The organism is Dyella sp. AtDHG13 (genome assembly GCF_003201105.1).
GTDB lineage: Bacteria > Pseudomonadota > Gammaproteobacteria > Xanthomonadales > Rhodanobacteraceae > Dyella > Dyella jiangningensis_B.
Window position 1 is genome coordinate 259,107 of record NZ_QICJ01000006.1, and the last position, 18,338, is coordinate 277,444.

At 65.3% G+C, this 18,338-nt stretch carries 13 protein-coding genes; 8 read left to right on the plus strand and 5 right to left on the minus strand.

Annotation, left to right across the window (positions count from 1 at the left end):
- Positions 1-28 precede the first annotated feature (28 nt).
- On the minus strand, positions 29-2,347 hold the full coding sequence (locus BDW41_RS12515) for a catecholate siderophore receptor Fiu (RefSeq protein WP_074547727.1): 2,319 nt from the start codon (positions 2,345-2,347) through the stop codon (positions 29-31).
- Between the two features lie 305 nt (positions 2,348-2,652).
- Between BDW41_RS12515 and panE the strand changes: the two genes are divergently transcribed.
- On the plus strand, positions 2,653-3,579 hold the full coding sequence (gene panE, locus BDW41_RS12520; RefSeq protein ID WP_074547726.1) for a 2-dehydropantoate 2-reductase: 927 nt from the start codon (positions 2,653-2,655) through the stop codon (positions 3,577-3,579).
- Positions 3,580-3,865: 286 nt separating this feature from the next.
- Here the strand turns inward: panE and BDW41_RS12525 are convergent, their stop codons facing one another.
- Positions 3,866-5,992 carry a M13 family metallopeptidase gene (locus BDW41_RS12525; protein ID WP_074547725.1) on the minus strand — a complete coding sequence of 709 codons (2,127 nt, stop codon included), beginning with the start codon at positions 5,990-5,992 and terminating at the stop codon, positions 3,866-3,868.
- Between the two features lie 714 nt (positions 5,993-6,706).
- Here BDW41_RS12525 and BDW41_RS12530 point away from each other — a divergent pair.
- Both BDW41_RS12530 and BDW41_RS12535 read left to right on the plus strand, forming a co-directional pair.
- Positions 6,707-8,386 (plus strand): alkaline phosphatase family protein, encoded by a 1,680-nt coding sequence (locus tag BDW41_RS12530; protein WP_083337594.1) that lies wholly within the window; start codon positions 6,707-6,709, stop codon positions 8,384-8,386.
- 69 nt (positions 8,387-8,455) lie between these two features.
- Positions 8,456-10,066 (plus strand): multicopper oxidase domain-containing protein, encoded by a 1,611-nt coding sequence (locus BDW41_RS12535; protein ID WP_233496861.1) that lies wholly within the window; start codon positions 8,456-8,458, stop codon positions 10,064-10,066.
- Between the two features lie 22 nt (positions 10,067-10,088).
- Here the strand turns inward: BDW41_RS12535 and BDW41_RS12540 are convergent, their stop codons facing one another.
- Entirely contained in the window at positions 10,089-10,763 is a 675-nt protein-coding gene (locus BDW41_RS12540; RefSeq protein ID WP_074547723.1) for a DUF502 domain-containing protein, read from the minus strand.
- Positions 10,764-10,869: 106 nt separating this feature from the next.
- Positions 10,870-11,358 (minus strand): DUF4442 domain-containing protein, encoded by a 489-nt coding sequence (locus tag BDW41_RS12545; protein WP_074547722.1) that lies wholly within the window; start codon positions 11,356-11,358, stop codon positions 10,870-10,872.
- Between the two features lie 191 nt (positions 11,359-11,549).
- On the opposite strand from BDW41_RS12545, the gene BDW41_RS12550 reads away from it, so the two are divergent.
- Positions 11,550-13,544, plus strand: a complete 1,995-nt coding sequence (locus tag BDW41_RS12550; protein WP_074547721.1) for a S9 family peptidase — start codon at positions 11,550-11,552, stop codon at positions 13,542-13,544.
- 84 nt (positions 13,545-13,628) lie between these two features.
- On the opposite strand, the gene trxA is transcribed toward BDW41_RS12550, so the two are convergent.
- Positions 13,629-14,489: a thioredoxin gene (gene trxA, locus BDW41_RS12555; protein ID WP_074547720.1), complete on the minus strand. Its 861-nt coding sequence runs from the start codon at positions 14,487-14,489 to the stop codon at positions 13,629-13,631.
- Positions 14,490-14,629: 140 nt separating this feature from the next.
- On the opposite strand from trxA, the gene BDW41_RS12560 reads away from it, so the two are divergent.
- From BDW41_RS12560 to BDW41_RS12575, 4 genes are read left to right on the plus strand one after another with little or no spacing between them, the layout of a single operon-like run.
- The gene (locus BDW41_RS12560) at positions 14,630-15,271 is read left to right on the plus strand and encodes a paraquat-inducible protein A (RefSeq protein WP_074547719.1); all 642 of its coding nucleotides are present in this window, start codon (positions 14,630-14,632) and stop codon (positions 15,269-15,271) included.
- Positions 15,268-15,891 carry a paraquat-inducible protein A gene (locus tag BDW41_RS12565; protein ID WP_074547718.1) on the plus strand — a complete coding sequence of 208 codons (624 nt, stop codon included), beginning with the start codon at positions 15,268-15,270 and terminating at the stop codon, positions 15,889-15,891. The genes BDW41_RS12560 and BDW41_RS12565 overlap by 4 nt, the downstream gene beginning before the upstream one ends.
- Positions 15,884-17,569 carry an MlaD family protein gene (locus BDW41_RS12570; RefSeq protein ID WP_074547717.1) on the plus strand — a complete coding sequence of 562 codons (1,686 nt, stop codon included), beginning with the start codon at positions 15,884-15,886 and terminating at the stop codon, positions 17,567-17,569. The genes BDW41_RS12565 and BDW41_RS12570 overlap by 8 nt, the downstream gene beginning before the upstream one ends.
- The gene (locus BDW41_RS12575; protein WP_074547716.1) at positions 17,566-18,177 is read left to right on the plus strand and encodes a PqiC family protein; all 612 of its coding nucleotides are present in this window, start codon (positions 17,566-17,568) and stop codon (positions 18,175-18,177) included. Before BDW41_RS12570 ends, BDW41_RS12575 begins: the two co-directional genes overlap by 4 nt.
- Positions 18,178-18,338: the final 161 nt, after the last annotated feature.

Here is an 18,338-nt window from a genome sequence, read left to right on the forward strand (position 1 = left end):
TGACGAGCATAAAAGCCCTCGCATATCCTCAAAACCGCACGTTCGCCGTGATCATCGCGGAGCGCGGCGTGCCCGGCGTGTAACGGTAGCCGCTCTTGTTGATCGCCGCGACATAGTCCTTGTCGAACAGGTTGTACAGGTTGAGGCTCACGTCGATGTTCTTGTTGATCGGGTAGGACGCCATGGCATCGAACACCCAGTACGCCTTGGTGTAGGCGGGCGTGCCGATGGCGCTGTCGGTGCCGCGCAGCATCTCGCCGTTGTAGCGCGCGCCACCGCCGATGGTCAGGCCGAACGGCAGCAGGTAGCTGGTCCAGCTGGTGAAGGCTTTCTTCGGCGTATAGGCAAGATCGGACGAGCCGTCCTGGGCCACGGCCGAACCGGAAAGCACGCTGGCGTTCATCGTGGTGAAGCCCGCGCTCACCGCCCAGTTTTCGGTGAGCTTGCCGACGGCGCTCAGTTCCACGCCTTGCACGCGCTTCTTGCCGATCTGGTAGTAGAGCAGGGTGACCGGATCCTGCACCAGGTCGTTGCTCACCGTGGTCTGGTAGAGCGCGCCGGTGAGCAGCAGCTTGTCGTCCAGCAGATCCCACTTGGTGCCCACCTCATACGTGCGGGCGCGCTCGGGTTGCAGGTTGGGATTGTCCAGGCTGTTGGAGGAGCTGGACAGGGTGAGCGTGTTGCCGCCCGGCGGCTCGGCCGACACGGCGTAGTTGATGTAGACCGAGCCGTTGGGCACCGGCTTGTAGAGCACGCCGAGCTTCCAGTTCCACAGGTTATCGCTCACCTGGGTGGTCAGGCCCGGCACGACGCTGCCGGTCGCCAGCGTGCCGCAGGCGGGGCCGCTCTTGCCGCCGCAGGCCACCGCGCTGGCGTAGTCGGTGTCGTAGTGGTCCATGCGCACGCCGGCGTTCACCTGCCAATGCGGGCCGAACTTCAGCGTGTCGAACACATAGGCGGATGCGGTATCCGTCTTGCCATCGGTGTAGGCGCCGTTCTGGCCGTAGATCAGGCCCTTCACGTCCCAGTTCGGGTCGTACAGGTTGGCGGCCGGCCAGGTGGTGCCGTTGAGGGCGACGTAGCCGATGGTGGTGGCTTTTTCGCGGGTCAGCTCGATGCCGCTGCTCAGGTTGTGCGTGATCGCGCCGGTGTCGAAGTTGTAGGTGACGTTGGCCTGGTCGGTGAGGATGGTGTTGGCCTGATGCTTGAACGTCGGGTTGCTGCGCGCGATGGTCCACGTGGACGGATCATTCGGGTTCGGCGTCCGCAGGTTCGCCGCGGTACCCATGAACGAGGTGAGCAGGTAATCCTCGAAGGTGCGGCCCCAGCGCAGCGTGTTGCGCACGGTGAGCTGGTCGTTGACGTCATGCTCGATGCGCGCAGTGAACATGTCGGCCGTGACGTGGTCGTGGTCGGCGGTGGTGCCGTAGAAGTTGGACGAATCGACTTCGCGCGCCGTGCCCAGGAAGGAGCGCGTGGGGTCGGGGCTGCTGTAGCCGGGCAGGCCGATGGTCGGCACGCCGCCGTCGGGCACGTTGTTCTGCTTGATGTGCAGGTAGTCCAGGTACACGCGCGTGGCGGTGCCCAGGCCGAAGGCGAATTCCGGTGCGACGCCCCAGCGGTTGTTTTCCACTTTGTCGCGGCCCGGTACGCCGAAATCCTGGCCCATCACGTTGAGGCGGAACGCCGCGGTGTTGCTCACGGCCTGGTTCCAGTCCGCGGTGATGCGGCGCTGATTGGCGCTGCCGTACGCGAGCGAGGCGCTGATGCCGTTGCCCAGCTCCGGCTGCTTGCTCACCATGTTGATCGCGCCGGTGGGCGCGGTGCGGCCGTTGTCGGTGCTGGCCGGTCCCTTGATCACTTCCACCGACTCGGTGTTGAACACATCGCGCGAAATGGTGCCGAGGTCGCGCACGCCATCGACGAAGATGCTGCCCGAAGTATCGAAGCCACGCATGTAGATGGCGTCGCCGGTGGAGGTAGTGCCGTTCTCGCCAACATAGAACGTGCCCACGCCCGGCGTATTGCGCAGCGCTTCGGTCAACGTGGTTGCGCCCTGCTGCAGGAACAGGTCCTTGCTGATCACGCTGACGGTCTGCGTGGTGTCCAGGATGGGCTGCGTGTACTTGGACGAGGAGAGGTTGTCGACCTTGTAGTCGCTGGTGGTCGATGCCTGCACCTGCACGCCGTCGAGCGTCTTGGGTGTGGTCGTGGCGTCGCCGCTGCCAGCCGGCGTGTCGGCCGCCAGGGCCGGTTGCGCGAGCGCCAGGCCGGTCATCAAGGTGGTGGCGGCGGCGTTCAGCGCGTTACGGGTAACAGCATGCTTGCGACTGGTGATGTAGGCCATGAAGGTTCGTCGTATGGGTGAGTTGTCCGGCCCAGCCGAAGCGGGACCAGGCGAATCGACGAATGGCGGCGGCGGGCGTCGATTGCGGGGAGATCAGAAAAACCGACTTTCGTCAGTGGGTTGCGTGATCCGGTGATCCATCACCAGCGGAAGCCCGCCAGCGGGTCCGCAAATGTTATTGGCAATGAGAATGAGTTGCAATTAGTCGAAAGTTCTTGCCGATGCGGCGCCGTCCAACTTGGCCGTTAGGGCGGCCGGCCGGTCTGGCGTACGCTTGCCTGCTTGTGGTCGAGGAGAGCGGAACGATGCGAATTCTTGTGATCGGCGCGGGCGCCACGGGCGGCTACTTCGGCGGCCGCCTGTTGGAGGCCGGCGAGGACGTGACCTTTCTGGTGCGAGAGAAGCGCGCCGCGCAACTGGCCGAGCATGGCCTGGTGATACGCAGCGCTCTTGGCGACGTCACGCGGCCAAACCCTTCCACCGTGCAGGCCAGCGATCTGCGCGAGCCCTATGACCTGATCCTGCTGAGCTGCAAGGCCTATCACCTGCCGCAGGTGATCGAGGACATGGCGCCGGCGGTGGGCTCCGACACGGCCATCCTTCCCGTGCTCAACGGCATGCGGCATCTGGATCTGCTGGATGCGCGCTTCGGCAAGGCGCGTGTGCTGGGCGGCCAATGCGTCATTGCCGCCACGCTGGATGCGCAGGGCACGGTGCGCCATCTCAACCAGTCGCACAGCGTCACCTTCGGCGAGCGCGACGGTTCGCGTTCGGAGCGTGCGGAGCGCATTCTCGCGGCCATGTCGAAAACGAAGTTCGAGCCGCGCCTGAGCCCCACCATCCTGCAGGACATGTGGGACAAGTGGGTGTTCCTCGCCTCGCTCGCCGGCATCACCTGCCTGATGCGCGCGCCGGTGGGCGACATCATGGCTGCCGCAGGCGGTGAGCAGGCCACGCTGCAATTGCTGGAAGACTGTCGCAGCGTGGCGGAACACAACGGGCATGCGCCGAGCGAAGCGGTGCTGGCGCGTGCGCGCGGCGTGCTCACCGAGCAGGGTTCCGCGCTGAGTGCATCGATGATGCGTGACCTGGAGCAGGGCGGGCCGATCGAAGCGGATCACGTGGTGGGTGATCTGCTGACGCGTTCGAGCGCGTCTGCGGCGTTGCCGATGCTGCGCACGGCGTATGCGCATTTGAAGGCGTATGAGGCGCGGCGCATGCGAGGGCAGTGAGGGCGTATTCAAAAACTCGTGCGAGCGCTCAGTCCCCCTCGCCGTCATTCCGGCGCAGGCCGGAATTCAGTGGCCTCGTTGCGCGGTTTTCGCGGAAGAGCCAAATGATTTGGCGTCGCGCGATAACCGACCACTTTCGTCACTGGATTCCGGCCTGCGCCGGAATGACGGTGAGGGGGATGAGCATCACGGAAATCGTGAACAGCCCCTAATGCCCGGCCAAAAAAAGGGCGCTGCATCATGCAGCGCCCTTTCCTGTTACAGACGTCCAAACGTCAGCGAAGCATTACCAGATCTTCACCTGCTTGTCGCCCGAACGCACCATGGTGTCGCCCGGCTTGCACTGGTACGCCGTGGCAAAGGCTTCCATGTTGGACGGAGCGCCGATCGCGCGCAGCGAGGCCGGTGCGTGCGGGTCGGTGTTCAGGCGCAGCAGGGCTTCCTTCTCGCGGATATTGCTGCGCCACACGCGGGCCCAGCTGAGGAAGAAGCGCTGGTCTTCGGTGTAGCCGTCGATCTTCTCGTTGGCTTCCTGCGGGTTCTTCTTCAGCGCTTCCTGCAGGGCGTCGTAGGCCACGTTCAGGCCGCCCAGGTCGGCGATGTTCTCGCCCAGGGTCAGCTTGCCGTTGACGTGCGCATCCGGCTTGTCCTTGACCGGGGTGTAGTCGTTGAACTGCTGCACCAGGCGGTCGGTACGCTGGTCGAACTTCTCGCGGTCTTCCTTGGTCCACCAGTTGGCGTTGTTGCCTTCGCCGTCGAACTGGCTGCCTTCGTCGTCGAAGCCGTGGCTGGCTTCGTGGCCGATCACGGCGCCGATGCCGCCGTAGTTGATCGCGTCGTCGCCGTTGGCATAGAAGAACGGCGGCTGCAGGATCGCGGCCGGGAAGTTGATGGTGTTGTCGGTTGGGTTGTAGTACGCGTTGACCGTCTGCGGGGTCATGCCCCATTCCTTGCGGTCGGTCGGCTTGCCGATCTTGGCGAGGTCGTACTGGTAGTTGAACTTGGCGGCGGCCATCACGTTGCCGTAGTAGTCGCCCGGCTTGATGTCCAGGCCGTCCCAGCTACGCCACTTGTCCGGGTAGCCGATCTTCGGCAGGAAGGTGTTCCACTTGGCGATGGCCTTTTCCTTGGTGGCGTCGCTCATCCAATCGAGGTTCTGGATGCGCGTCTTGAGTGCGTTGCGCACGTTGTCCACCAGCACCTGCGCGCGCTCCTTGGCTTCGGGCGTGAACACCTTGGCCACGTACAGCTGGCCAAGCGCTTCGCCCATCGACTCGTTCACGCCGCCGAGCACGCGCTTCCAGCGCGGCTTCTGTTCCGGCTGGCCAGAGAGCGTCTTGCCGTAGAAGTCGAAGCGGTTGTCCTGGAAGGCCTTGCTGAGCAGCGGCGAGGCATCGTCGATGGTGTGGAAGCGCAGGTAGGCCTGCCACTGGTCGATCGGCGCGCTGGCCAGCAGCTTGTCGAACTCGGCGAAGAACTTCGGCTGCGACAGCGAGAAGCCCTTGTCGACGGTCACGCCCTGCGCCTTAAAGAAGTCTTCCCAGTTGAAGTGCGGGGTGATCTTGTTGGCTTCGGCAACGGTGACGAAGTGGTACTGGTTCTCCGGCGTGCGCAGCTCCACCGGCGCCAGCGAGGCCTTGGCCAGCTCGGTTTCGAACGCCAGCACCTGGCCGGCCTGCTTCTTGGCGTCGGCCTCCGGCACGCCGGTCAGCTCGAGCGTCTTGGTGATGTGCTCAACGTAGGCGTCGCGGATGTCCTTGTACTTCGCGTCGCTGTAGTAATCCTTGGTCGGCAGGCCCAGGCCGGCCTGCTGGGTGAAGCCGATCTGCATCTTGGCGTCCTTGAAGTCGGCGCCGGAGCCGAACTGGAACACCTGCATGTCGCCCGTGGCGAAATTCTGGGTGAGGTAGCCGGCGACGTCCTTGCCCGACTTCAGCGCGGCGATGGCGTCGAGCTTGGGCTTGATCGGGTCGAAGCCGGCCTTCTCGATGGCGGCCTCGTCCATGCCCGAGGCGTACAGGTAGCCGATCTTCTGCTCGATCGAGCCGGCCTTGGCGCTGGCGGCGTCCTTGGCGGCGGCGTCGACGATCTCGTGCTGGGTGTTCAGGCTGTCCTCGGCCAGCTTGTCGAACGCGCCCCAGCGGGTGCGGTCGTTCGGGATCGGGTTGGCCGCGATCCACTTGCTGTTGACGAAACCGTTGAAGTCCTGGCAGGCCTGGATGTTGCTGTCCAGCTCGCCGATGTCGAACACGCTCTTGGGCGCGGCGGCCGCCATGGCGGCGGTGCTGGCCGGGGCAGGCGCGGTGCTGCTGGCGGCCGGTGCGTTCGTGGCGTCCTCGTGCTTGCCGCAGGCGCTGAGCGACAGGGCGAGGCTCACGGCGAGCGCGATGGGCTTCATATACGGTTTGGTCATGGAACTCCCTCTGTAGGTTCGGCGGCCGCGGGACGGCCAAGGTGGCAGCGATCGCCTGGCCCCTGACGCTACCCGGCATCGCATGGATGACTTTTCAGGCTAGGCCGCAAGTCACGGTACAGACAGTGTCAAAGGTCAGGGGGCTTGCCTGCAACCCGGCCAGTCAAGGGCGGGCGGTGGGGACAAGACGCTGCCGCGCCGCCCGTCCGGCATCTTCTGCCCAGCGCAGGCCGTGGCCGGCCGGCGCCAGTGCGGCAAGGCCGCTCAGTGAGCGCCCTTCTGCAGCCGGTTGCGGGAGCAGGACGGCACCATCGAGCGCGAGGATGAAATCCACCTGGGCACCGCGCACGGTTTGTCGCGGGATCACACCACGACGGGCGCAAGGCCGACGAGCTGACGTTGCACTTCATGCCGTTGCGTTCCTCGCCGGCATGCGGCGCGTCGTTCGGCGTGGGTGCGCATGGCGCACGTACCGCGAAGGCGTACGACGTCGCTTAGGAAGAAGGCAGCGTCGCCAGTCTTGCGACGCTGTTGGTGGCTTGCTCCACGTATGCCGGTGCCGACCTTGGCTGCACTTTTGCGCTGCATGTCTCATCGCGCCAATCGCAGGAAAATGCGGCGACTTCTGTTACTCGCCTGTCACCTTGCAAGCCTATCGTCCGCGGCATCAGCGCTTGAGGGGAAGCGCACCACCGCGACCGTAGGGAGCCCTCCATGCGAAACAAACTCGCAGTCTGTCTTGCCGCGTGCGTTCTAAGCGCTTCTGCCATTTCACTGGCCCAGATTCCTGTCCATGCCGAAGATGCCAGCTGGCATCGCGGGGACGTCCATACGGCCACGCCGATCAAGCATCTGGTGGTGATCTTTCAGGAGAACGTCTCCTTCGATCACTACTTCGGCACCTATCCGAATGCGGCCAACGGCGTGGGTGAGCCGAGCTTCTACGCGCGTCCGTTCACGCCGAAGGTCAATGGCCTGAGCAACGCGCTGCTCACCAACAACCCGAACAAGAACAACGCCGCGAATGGCACCGGTGCGATCAATCCGTTCCGCCTGTCGCGCGCGCAGGCCGCGACTGCTGACCAGGACCATGACTACGGTCCGGAACAGCAGGCCTTCGATGGCGGCGCGATGGACCTGTTCCCGAAGTACACCGGCTCGGGCGAAACCCTGCCGGGTGCGCCGGCCGACGAGGAAGGCAACGGCCAGGTGATGGGCTATTACGACGGCAACACTGTCACCGCGCTGTGGAACTACGCGCAGTGGTTCGCGATGAGCGACAACAGCTACGGCACCACGTTCGGTCCTTCCACGCCAGGTGCGATCAACCTTGTTTCCGGTCAGACCAACGGCGTGACGCAGACGCTCAACGGCACCGGCGCCGTGGTGGACGATGGCCAGGGCGGCCTGACCCTGGTCAGCGATGCCGATCCCATCGGTGATGTGTGCTCGTCGCCCAGCGGCAATCAGGTGCAGCTCGGCGGCAAGAACGTCGGTGACCTGCTCAATGCGAAGGGCGTGACCTGGGGCCTTTTCGAGGGCGGTTTCGACCTTACCCAGGTGAATGCGAACGGCACCACGGGCTGCAAGCGCAGCACGAAGTCGGCGGTGACACAGACGGTGAAGGCGGATTACATCCCGCATCACCAGCCGTTCCAGTACTACGCCTCCACCGCCAACCCGACGCACGTGCGCCCGACCTCGGTCGCCATGATCGGCCACCAGGGCGACGCGGCGAACCATCAGTACGACATGACGGACTTCTACGCGGCCGTGGAAGCGGGCAACTTCCCCGCGGTCAGCTTCCTCAAGGCGGCGGGCTATCAGGATGGCCACGCCGGCTACTCCGATCCGCTGGACGAACAGCAGTTCATCGTGCACGTGATCAACTTCCTGCAGCAGCGTCCGGAATGGCGCGACACGGCCGTGGTGATCGCCTATGACGACTCCGATGGCTGGTACGACCACCAGGCGGCGCCGCGCGTGAATGCGTCGGCCACGTCGGAAGACGCCCTGGATGGCGCGGGTCTCTGCAAGGCACGCGGTACGCTGGCGGGCACCAACAGCAAGGGCCAGCCGGTGCAGGGACGCTGCGGCTACGGTCCGCGCCTGCCGCTGCTGGTGGTGTCGCCGTGGGCGCGCAGCAACGACGTGGATCACACGTTGACCGATCAGTCGTCGGTGACGCGCTTCATCGAAGACAACTGGCTGCATGGCGAGCGCCTTGGCGGCGGTTCGTTCGACGCCGTGGCCGGTTCGCTGGAGCACATGTTCGACTTCTTCCAGCCGTTCCCGGAGCATCGCAAGCTGATCCTGGACGAGCAGACCGGCAAGCCGGTGAAGCAGCCCAAGCCGTGGCCGTGGGCCAGCCAGCCGCACACGCCGCGCGGCTAAGCAAAGTGCGATCCAACGCCCCGGGCGTCGCCCCGGGGCGTTTCCTTTTTCTCACGGAGGCGGTGAACCTTGCATCCCTCGCGTCGTCGTTTTCTTCAGGGCATGGGGTGGATCGCCGGCGCGGGCGCGCTGCGCGCGTTCGGTGTGCCCATGCACATGGCCATGCATCCCACGAAAGGGAGCAGCCTTTGCAAGCATGCCGTGGCCGACCAGACCATCGTGCCGAAGCTGCTCGATCCCGCGCGCCTGACGCCGTTTGTCGACACGTTGCCGGTGCCCGAAGTACTGCATCCCAAGGCGGGAACGCCACTGCGCATCGCCATGCGCGAAAGCGCGCAGCGCCTTCATCGCGATCTGCCGCCCACGCGGTTGTGGACCTACGGCAACACCATGCCGGGGCCGACCATCGAGGCACGCAGCGGCGAGGCGGCGCACGTCGAGTGGAGCAACAGCCTGCCATCGCAACACTTCCTGCCCATCGATCACCACGTCTGCGGCGCCGAGCCGGACAAACCGGAAGTACGCGGTGTCGTGCACGTGCATGGCGCGCGCGTTCCCGCGACGGACGATGGTTATCCCACCGATTGGTTCGTGCCGGGACAATCGCGCAAGCAGACCTATCCCAATCGCCAGGATGCCGCGACGCTGTGGTATCACGACCACACCATGGGCATCGAGCGCTTGAATCTCTATGCCGGCTTGTTCGGCATGTACCTGCTGCGCGATGAGCATGAACTGTCGCTGGGTTTGCCCCACGGCGAGCAGGAACTGCCGCTGGTGTTCACCGATCGCCTGCTGACCGAGGACGGGCAGCTCTACTACCCGGTCTCCGGCGTGAGCGATTCGCCCTGGGTGCCCGAGGTGTTCGGCAACGTGATGCTGGTGAACGGCGCACTGATGCCCCGGCTCGACGTGCAGGCGCGCCGTTATCGCTTCCGTGTACTCAACGCCGCGAACGGCCGTTTCTTCCGTCTGAGCCTGCGCGGCCAGAGGCCGTTCCTGCAGATTGGCAGCGATCAGGGCTTGCTCGCCGCACCGGTGCAGCAGACCAGCTTGTTTCTTGCGCCGGGCGAGCGGGCGGATCTGGTGATGGATTTTGCCGGCCTCGGCGGTAGCGCCATCGAACTGATGACCGATGCCCTGCCGTTGATGCAGTTCAAGGTGGCGGCGGGGAAGGTGGACGACACCAGCCGCGTGCCGGCGGTACTACGCGACGTACCGCGCATGCCCGAATCGGCCGCGACCAACACCCGCGTGCTGACCATCGACGAATACGCCGATTGCGTGGCCGAACCCATGCTGATGCTGCTGGACGGCAAGCATTGGCATGATCCGGTGAGCGAAAAGCCACGCCTGGGCAGCACGGAAATCTGGAGCTTCCTCAACCTGACCGGGGACACGCATCCGATCCATCTGCATCTGGTGCGCTTCCAGATTCTCGACCGCCGTCCCTTCGACGTGGATCAGTACCTGGAATCCAGGACGCTGCGCTACACCGGCCCCGCGCAACCGCCGCCGCCGCACGAAGCCGGCTGGAAAGACACGGCGCAGGTCTATCCCGGCATGGTGACGCGCTACATCATCACCTTCGAGGGCTACACCGGCCGCTACGTATGGCACTGCCACCTGCTGGAGCATGCCTCGAACGAAATGATGCGGCCGTTCGAGGTGCTGGCCTAGTTCAACGCCTCGGTGGATGTCGTCATTCGGTGTCCTGCGGCGCATCGCGCAGGGCGGCGGGCGGTGGCGGCAAGGTATCCGGCGCGACCGCGCCGCCGGAAATGATGAAGGCCATGGCCTGGTCCATGGTCCAGTCGGTGGGCGTCAGTTCGTCCACCGGCACCACTTCCAGGTAGCCGCCGGTGGGATTGGGCGTGGTGGGGATATAGACGGCCGCCATTTCACGGCCGGTGCCTTCTTCCATCATCACGCGCGTGACGAAACCCACCACCTTCATGCCACGGCGTGGGAAATCGATCAGCACCACGCGCTGCACGCCCGAAGGCTTCTGCTGCAGCACGGCCATGAGCTTCTTGGTGCCGCCGTAGATGGTCTGCACCAGCGGAATGCGCGCCAGCAAGGCGTCGAAACCGTCGATCAGCCGCTGGCCGATCACGCGATTGGCTAACCAGCCAAGCAAATAGAGCACGCCCAGCGTCAGCAGCAGCGCCACCACAAAGGTGAGCCATGCATTATTGAGCGCGATACCCGCCCACGGAGTGGCGGAAGACAGCGTGGTCAGCAGCGCGGACGCCAGCGGCGTGCCGATGCCAGCCAGCATGCTCAGCACGAACTTGAACACCACCCACGTCACCCACAGCGGAATGAAGGTGAGCAGGCCGGTGAACAGGTAACGTTTGATGCGCAGGCGTTTCATGGCGGGGCCGAAGAAGGAGGGGACACGCCATTGTCCCACGGCAACCCGCTTTGCGCCGCAGGCGATCCATGGCTACCTCGCTTCCGCGGTCGCCTTGGAGCGCCGGTTATGCAGCTCGCGACTGCGCGTTGTCCGGGGCATCGGCGCGCGCCTTGGGCTTGAGCCGCACATACAGCTGCTTGCGCACGCGCGCCACGACTTCACCGCCGCGGGTGACGACGTCCACGTCGAACCAGCGCAGCACCTTCTCTCCGCCCGCTGCCGCCGCGCGCAGTTCGTCGACCACGGAAGCCTCCAGCTTGAAGTGCGCGTAGACATCCTCGCGACCCGGTGCAACAAACTCGATGGCGCCCGCCTTGTCCCATACGAAGTAGTCGTTGCCCAGCTGGTGTATGGCCAACAGCATCCAGAAGGGGTCGGTCATGGCGAACAGGTTGCCGCCGAACTGTGTGCGCACGTAGTTGCGGTTCCAGGGGCGCAGGCGCAGCACTACGCGCAGTTCCGACCAGTCCTCGGACACGTACTGGACGCGAATGCTGTTGAACAGGAACGGCGGCCACAGGTTCATCAGGCGGCGGAAGGTGGAGGCGCGCATGGGCGGGACGGGGCAATGGCAAGGGCTCCCAATATAACCTAAACATACGCATGCGTATGGATTTGTGTGTATTCGCTGATTTGTCCGCAGGGAAGTGCAGATTGTCCGCATGCTGCCCTCGGGGAGGCCGCATTCCGTGCCTATACTCCGCCGCAGCGATGGCGCGAGGGGCGCCCGCACTTGGGGGAAAGATGAAAAACGGAATCCGGCGCGCAGCCTTCTGCGCGCTCAGCGTCTTGTCGTACCCGTTGTTTGCCGCCAACACCGTGTCATTGGATGACCTCGCACGGCATGAGCAATACGACAGCGTGAAAATCTCTGGCGACGGTCACTACCTGGCTGCCACCACGGTGGTGAAAGGCAAGCCGATGCTGGCGCTGGTGGATCTGGTCAATCACAAGGGCACCATGCTCAAACCCCGCGAAGGCAACCAGGTGGTTGATTTCTGGTGGGTTAACAACCGCCGGGTGCTCTATACCGAAGGCACCAAGGTGAGCGGTTGGGATCGGCCCTTCGCCACCGGCGAAATCTTCGGCGTGAACGGGGATGGCACGGGTGCCCAGATTCTGTTCGGCTACCGCGCGGGCAACTCGAATCAGGCGACGCACATCCAGCAGGCGCAGGCTGAGCGCGCATCGGCCGAACTGGTAGATACGCTACGCAACGGTGACGGCAATCGCGTGCTGATCGCGGTGACGCCCTGGGACAGTGGCGCGGATGGCGCGTACACACAGATATTCCAGATGGATGTGAATAACGGGACCAAGCGCCCCGTGGGTACCGCGCCGATTCGCAACGCGTCCTTCGTGGTGGACAACCAGGGCGTCGCGCGCTTCGCCAAGGGCATCGACAGCCATGCCTACCCGGTCGTGTATTACCGCAGTGGCGAGGGCCAGTCGTGGGAGCTCCTGTTCCAGGGCTCGGCCGAGCGAAGCGTGCCTTGGCCGGAGGCCTTCAACCGCGAGGATTCACAGGTTTTCATGTGGTGTCAGGCAAAAGGCGCCGTCGGAGCGCTGTGTCCATGGGACGTGGCGACACGGTCCATGAAGGAGCCCGTGTGGACCAGTCCGGACTCCGATGGCAGCGACCTCATGCGCAGTCTCGATCGGCGTGATGTCGTCGGCGTGTATGGCATGCCGGCGAGGCCGTCGGCTTCGGCCTTCGTGGCGGGGTCGGACACGATGAAGGCGATCGGCGCGTTGACCAAGGCGCTGCCCGGCGAAAGCATCCGTATCGTTTCCAGCACAGACGACGGCGAAAAGGCCGTGGCGCTGGCTTCGTCCGACATGGATCCCGGTACCTATTTTCTGTGGGACAAGACGACAGGCAAGGCTGAGCCGCTGCTGCAGCGTGCGGACTGGATCAAGCCCGACAGGATGGCGCAGATGGAGCCTGTCGAATTCAAATCGCGCGACCAGCTCGCCATCCATGGCTATCTCAGCATGCCTCCGGGGCGCGAGCAGGCAAAGCATCTGCCCATGGTGGTGCTGGTGCATGGCGGCCCGTTCGGCATACGCGACAACTGGGAGTTCGATCCCACCGTGCAGGCGCTGGCTACGCGGGGTTACGCGGTGCTGCAGGTGAATTTCCGCGGCTCCGGCGGTTACGGTCATGCCTTCGAGCATGCCGGCTATCGGGAATGGGGCGGCAAGATGCAAGACGACGTTACCGATGCCACGCATTGGGCGATCGAGCAGGGCATTGCGATGCCGGGCCACATCTGCATCTTCGGCGGCAGCTACGGTGGATACGCGGCGTTGGAGGGCGCGGTGAAGGAGCCCGACCTCTATCGTTGCGCGATCGGCTACGTCGGCGTCTACGACTTGGCGAAAATGTATACGGACGGCGATATCTCCGATCGCACGTCCGGCAAAAACTATCTGCGCACGACGCTCGGTACCGACCCGGCGGAGCTGGCCGCCCATTCACCCATCAACCAGTTGGACCGGTTGAAGGCAAACGTCATGCTGATCGTCGGCGGGCAGGACGAGCGCGTGCCACCGATCCAGGGTGAATCGATGCACGCGGCACTGCTCAAGCGCGGCATCGCCCACGAATGGCTGTACAAGTCAGGCGAGGGGCATGGGTTCTATGACGAGCAGAACCGTGCCGAGTTGTTCGAGCGTGTTGTCCGCTTCCTGGATCAGAACATCGGCAGCAACGGTGCGACGGCCAGCGCGCCGTAAAGAAACGCGAAGCCCATTCCCTCGCGGGAATGGGCTTGACGGATGCGGCTTGGTGATCGGGCGGCATGCGCCGCCCGGATGACATCAGAACACCAGCGACGCCATGCGCCGACGATAGCGGCCAACCAGTTCGGCATCGTCCAGCGTGGTGAAGGCGGCCAGCAGGCGCTTCTTGGCCTGGCCGTCGTTCCAGTCGCGTGCCTTTTCCAGGATGACGAGGAACTGGTCCAGGCCGGCGGTGGCGTCGCCTTCCAGCAGCAGGCGCACGCCGAGCAGGTCGCGGGCGGCCCAGTCGGTGGCATCGGCCTGCACGCGCTGCTGCAGCTCGGGCAGCGACGGCGCGCCGGCCAGCGCACGAGCAAGGTCGAGCTGGCTGCGCAGGCGCACGGCGCGGGCGTCGGTGGCGAGGTTGGCGGGCAGCGAGCTCAGCTCGGCCTCGGCCGCGTCGGCGTGGCCGGCGCGCATCAGCGCCAGTGCGAGATCCAGCTTCAGCTCGGGTTGATCCGGCTCGGCGGCGATGGCCTGCTGCAGGCGGTTGATCGCTTCCTCGGGGGATTCCGGCGCCACGTCCGCGTCGTTGGCCGCGCCGTCGAGCGCCTGTACGTGCTTCTGCAGGAATTCGCGCAGCTGGCCTTCGGGCAGGGCGCCGGCGAAGCCGTCGACGATCTGCCCGTCCTTCACCAGCATCACGGTGGGAATGCTGCGGATGCCGAACATGGCCGCCAGCTGCTGCGACTTGTCCACGTCGACCTTGGCCAGCCGGAACGCGCCGTTGAACTCGCCGGCCAGCTTTTCCAGCATCGGGCCCAGCGTCTTGCACGGGCCGCACCAGGTCGCCCAGAAATCCACCAGGATCGGCGTGGTCAGCGAGGCCTGCAGCACCTCGGCTTCGAAGTTGTCCTCGCGCACGTCAAAAACATGCGTATCGGCGGTCGTGGCACTCACTGGAAACTCCCGTTGACGGATGCCCTTCACATCAGGGCGTCGTCCAGCATATCAAGGTTGCGGGGCCCGCCGTGGGCCCAGGAAAGGCCACTGGAACGGGCCCTATCGGCGAAAGCCCCGATATTTGCGAAAATCATCACATGACCATGCCATCGCAAGGCATCAAACCCGCCATCGCGCCGCCCACCCTGTGGATCTGCGAGCATTGCGACACGGTATACCGCCGTCGCCAGCTGGCCTGTGGCGAAGTGGCCCGCTGTGCACGCTGCGACGCGATCCTCGCCCGCCACCACAGCCTTGGCGTCAGCGGCATGCTGGCGCTGGTGATCACGGCGATGATCGCCTTCGTGCAGGCCAATATCTGGCCCATCGTGACGCTGGGGCTCAACGGCCAGCTGATCAGCACCACGCTGTGGGGCTGCATCACCATGATGTGGCAGGAGCACTCGCAGGTGGTGGCGGTGATCGCCGCGCTGACCCTGTTCTTCTTTCCCATCATGAAGATGGGCCTGCTGTTCTGGGTCTTGCTGTATGCCCGCAGGCGGCGCCGTGCGCCCGGCTTCCGCGCGGTGATGGTGCTGCTCTACCGCATCGGCCCCTGGACGATGAGCGAGGTGTTCGTGCTGGGCGCGCTGGTGGCGGTGGTCAAGGCGCACATGTATTTCGACGTGCTGCCCAATCCGGGCATCTTCGCCTATGGCGTGCTGATGCTGATCATCACGGCGTTCTCCAGCATCGACGTGCGTCGCCTGTGGGACCTCACCGAGGAGGCGCCGGCATGACCGACTTGCCCCGCGCCAGCGACCTCGGCCTGATCGGTTGCCATGTCTGCCGCATGGTCTGCCGCGACGTGAAGGCGGAAAACGCCGTGTGCCCGCGCTGCGGTTCGCCGCTGCACAAGCGCAAGTCCAGCAGCTATACCCGCACCTGGGCGCTGCTGATCGCGGCCTTCATGTTCTATGTGCCGGCCAATGTGCTGCCCATCATGCGCACGGTGAGCCTGGGCGACGTCGACGACAACACCATCTTGAGCGGCATCATCGAGCTGTGGGTCAAGGGTTCGCCCGATCTTGCCGTTATCGTGTTCACCGCGAGCATCATGGTGCCGGTGCTGAAGTTCTTCGCGCTGGGCCTGCTGCTGATCAGCTCGCAGCGGGGCAGCACCTGGGCCCAGCGGCAGCGCTCCAAGCTTTACCGGCTGGTGGAGTTCATCGGCTACTGGTCGATGCTGGACGTGTTCGTGGTGGCGCTGCTCACAGCGCTGGTGCAATTCGGTTTCTTCAGCCAGGTGGAACCCCTGCCTGGCGTGGTGTTCTTCGGCCTCACCGTGGTGATTACCATGGTCGCCTCGATGACGTTCGATCCGCGCTTGATCTGGGATGGCAGGGACTTCGATGACTGACGAAAACAAGATCGCCGAAGGCCTGCCCGAGCCGGTCGTGCAGCGGCCGCGCATCAATGCCTCGCTGGTGTGGCTGGTGCCGATCATCGCGGCGCTGGTTGGCCTGTCGCTGGTGATCCATGCTTGGTCCGAGGCCGGCCCCACCATCAGCATCAGCTTCCAGAGCGCGGAGGGCCTGGATCCGGGCAAGACGCCGGTGAAGTACAAGAGCGTGGTGATCGGCAAGGTCACCACCGTGCGCCTGAGCGAAGACCGCACCCACGTGGTGGCCAAGGTGGCGCTGGAGAAGAGCGCCAAGAGCTTCGCCACCGCCGACTCGCGCTTCTGGGTGGTGCGTCCGCGCATCGGCCTGGGCGGCGTATCCGGCATCGACACGCTGCTGTCCGGCGCCTTCATCGGCGCGGACGTGGGCCAGTCGCAGGAGCCCAAGGACGATTTCGTCGGCCTGGAATCCCCGCCCACGGTGACGCATGGCGCGCCGGGCAAGACCTTCGACCTGCATGCCGACGACCTCGGCTCGCTGGACATCGGCTCGCCCATCTATTTCCGCCGCATCCAGGTGGGCCGGGTGTCCTCCTATCACCTCAACAAGGACGGCAAGGGCGTCACGTTGCAGATCTTCATCGACGCGCCGAACGACCAGTTCGTCAACACCTCGTCGCGCTTCTGGAACGCCAGCGGCGTGGACGTGTCGCTGGGCGCCGACGGCCTGAAGGTGAACACGCAATCGCTGGCCACGGTGCTGGCCGGCGGCGTGGCATTCCAGGATCCGCCGGGGCCGCACGACGCCTCGCCCGCGCAGGAGAACGACGCCTTCACCCTGTTCAACGACAAGGCCACGGCCATGGCGCCGCCGGATGGCGAGCCGCGCTACATCCGCATGCGCTTCAGCCAGTCGCTGCGTGGCCTGGCGGTGGATGCGCCGGTGGAATTCCTGGGCGTGCCGTTCGGGCGCGTGGTGTCGATCAACCTCGACTTCGACGAGAAGACCCAGACCTTCCCCACCATCGTGGGCGCGGTGGTGTACCCCGCGCGGCTGGGCAAGGCCCACGACAAGCTGGTGGCGCTGGCCAAGGCGCAGGGCGACGACGAGCAGATGTCGCAGATGATGGGCCGCCTGGTGGAGCACGGCCTGCGTGCGCAGGCGCGCACCGGCAATCTGCTGACGGGGCAGCTCTACATCGCCATGGATTTCCTGCCCAAGGCGCCCAAGGTCGAGTTCGATGGGCGCAGCAAGCCGCTGGAAATCCCGACGGCGCCGGGCGACTTCGACAAGATCCAGCAGCAGATCGCCGATATCGTCGGCAAGGTGCAGAAAGTCCCGTTCGACAGCATAGGCAACAACCTCAACGACACGCTGAGCGAACTGCACAAGACCTTGCAGCAGGTCAACGGCAGCGTGCTGCCCGAGGTGAAGACCACGCTGCAGGGCGCGCAGAAGACCCTGGGTAACGCCAACAACGCCTTCGCGCCCGACTCGCAGCTGCAACAGAACCTGGGCGGCAGCCTGCAGGAACTGCAGCGCGCCGCGCGCTCGCTGCGCGTGCTCACCGATTACCTGGGCGACCATCCGGACGCGCTGCTGCGCGGCCGCCGCGCCGACGACAAGCCACTGCAACAGCAAGCACCAACGCCGCCTCCGCCGCAGGACGCGCCGACACAAGGGAGCAAGCCATGAACCGCTGGGGAACGCTGAACGTGGCCATCGCCGCACTGGCCCTGGTGCTGGGCGCCTGCGGTTCCGTGCCGCCGGTGCGCTACTACACGCTGGTGCCGGCCCCGGGCGGCGAGGTCTCGGCGCCAGCGGCACGATCGTTCCAGTTCGAACTGTTGCCGGTCACCGTGCCGGCTCAGGTCGATCAGCCGCAGATGGTGGTGCGGCAGGGCGGGCAGGGCGTGGCCGTGCTGCAGGGGCAGCGCTGGATCGCGCCGCTGGGCGACGAGGTGCGCGGGGCGCTGTCGGCCGATCTCGTCCGCGACTTCCGTGCCCAGGACATCACTGGCCTGCCCAGCGAAGGCCATGCCACCGTGCGCATCAAGCTCGATCTGCGCCGTTTCGATTCCGTGCCGGGCAGCTATGCCTTCATCGATGCCGCCTGGAGCGTGCGTCCGCTGAAGGGCGGCGAGCCGGTGGCGTGCGCCAGCCGCATCAGCGAAACCGTGGGCGAGGGCTACGACGCCCTGGTGCAAGGCCATCAGCAGGCGATCAACCGGCTCGCCGGCCAGATCGGCGCCGTGGCCGGTGCGCTGGCGGCGGGGCAGCCGGCCCGCTGCCCCGAAGGCTGAGGCGCCAGCCGTGCGGGAGCGCGATGGCGCTCCCGCGGAAGGCCGCGTTCCGGCGCGGTTTTGCCACCGTTTGGCGCTGAACGGACCCCAATTCTGCTAGTCTGCCCCGTTCACAGCTGACCGCCGGAAAGGCCGGGGTTGGCGCAAAAAAACCACGGCGC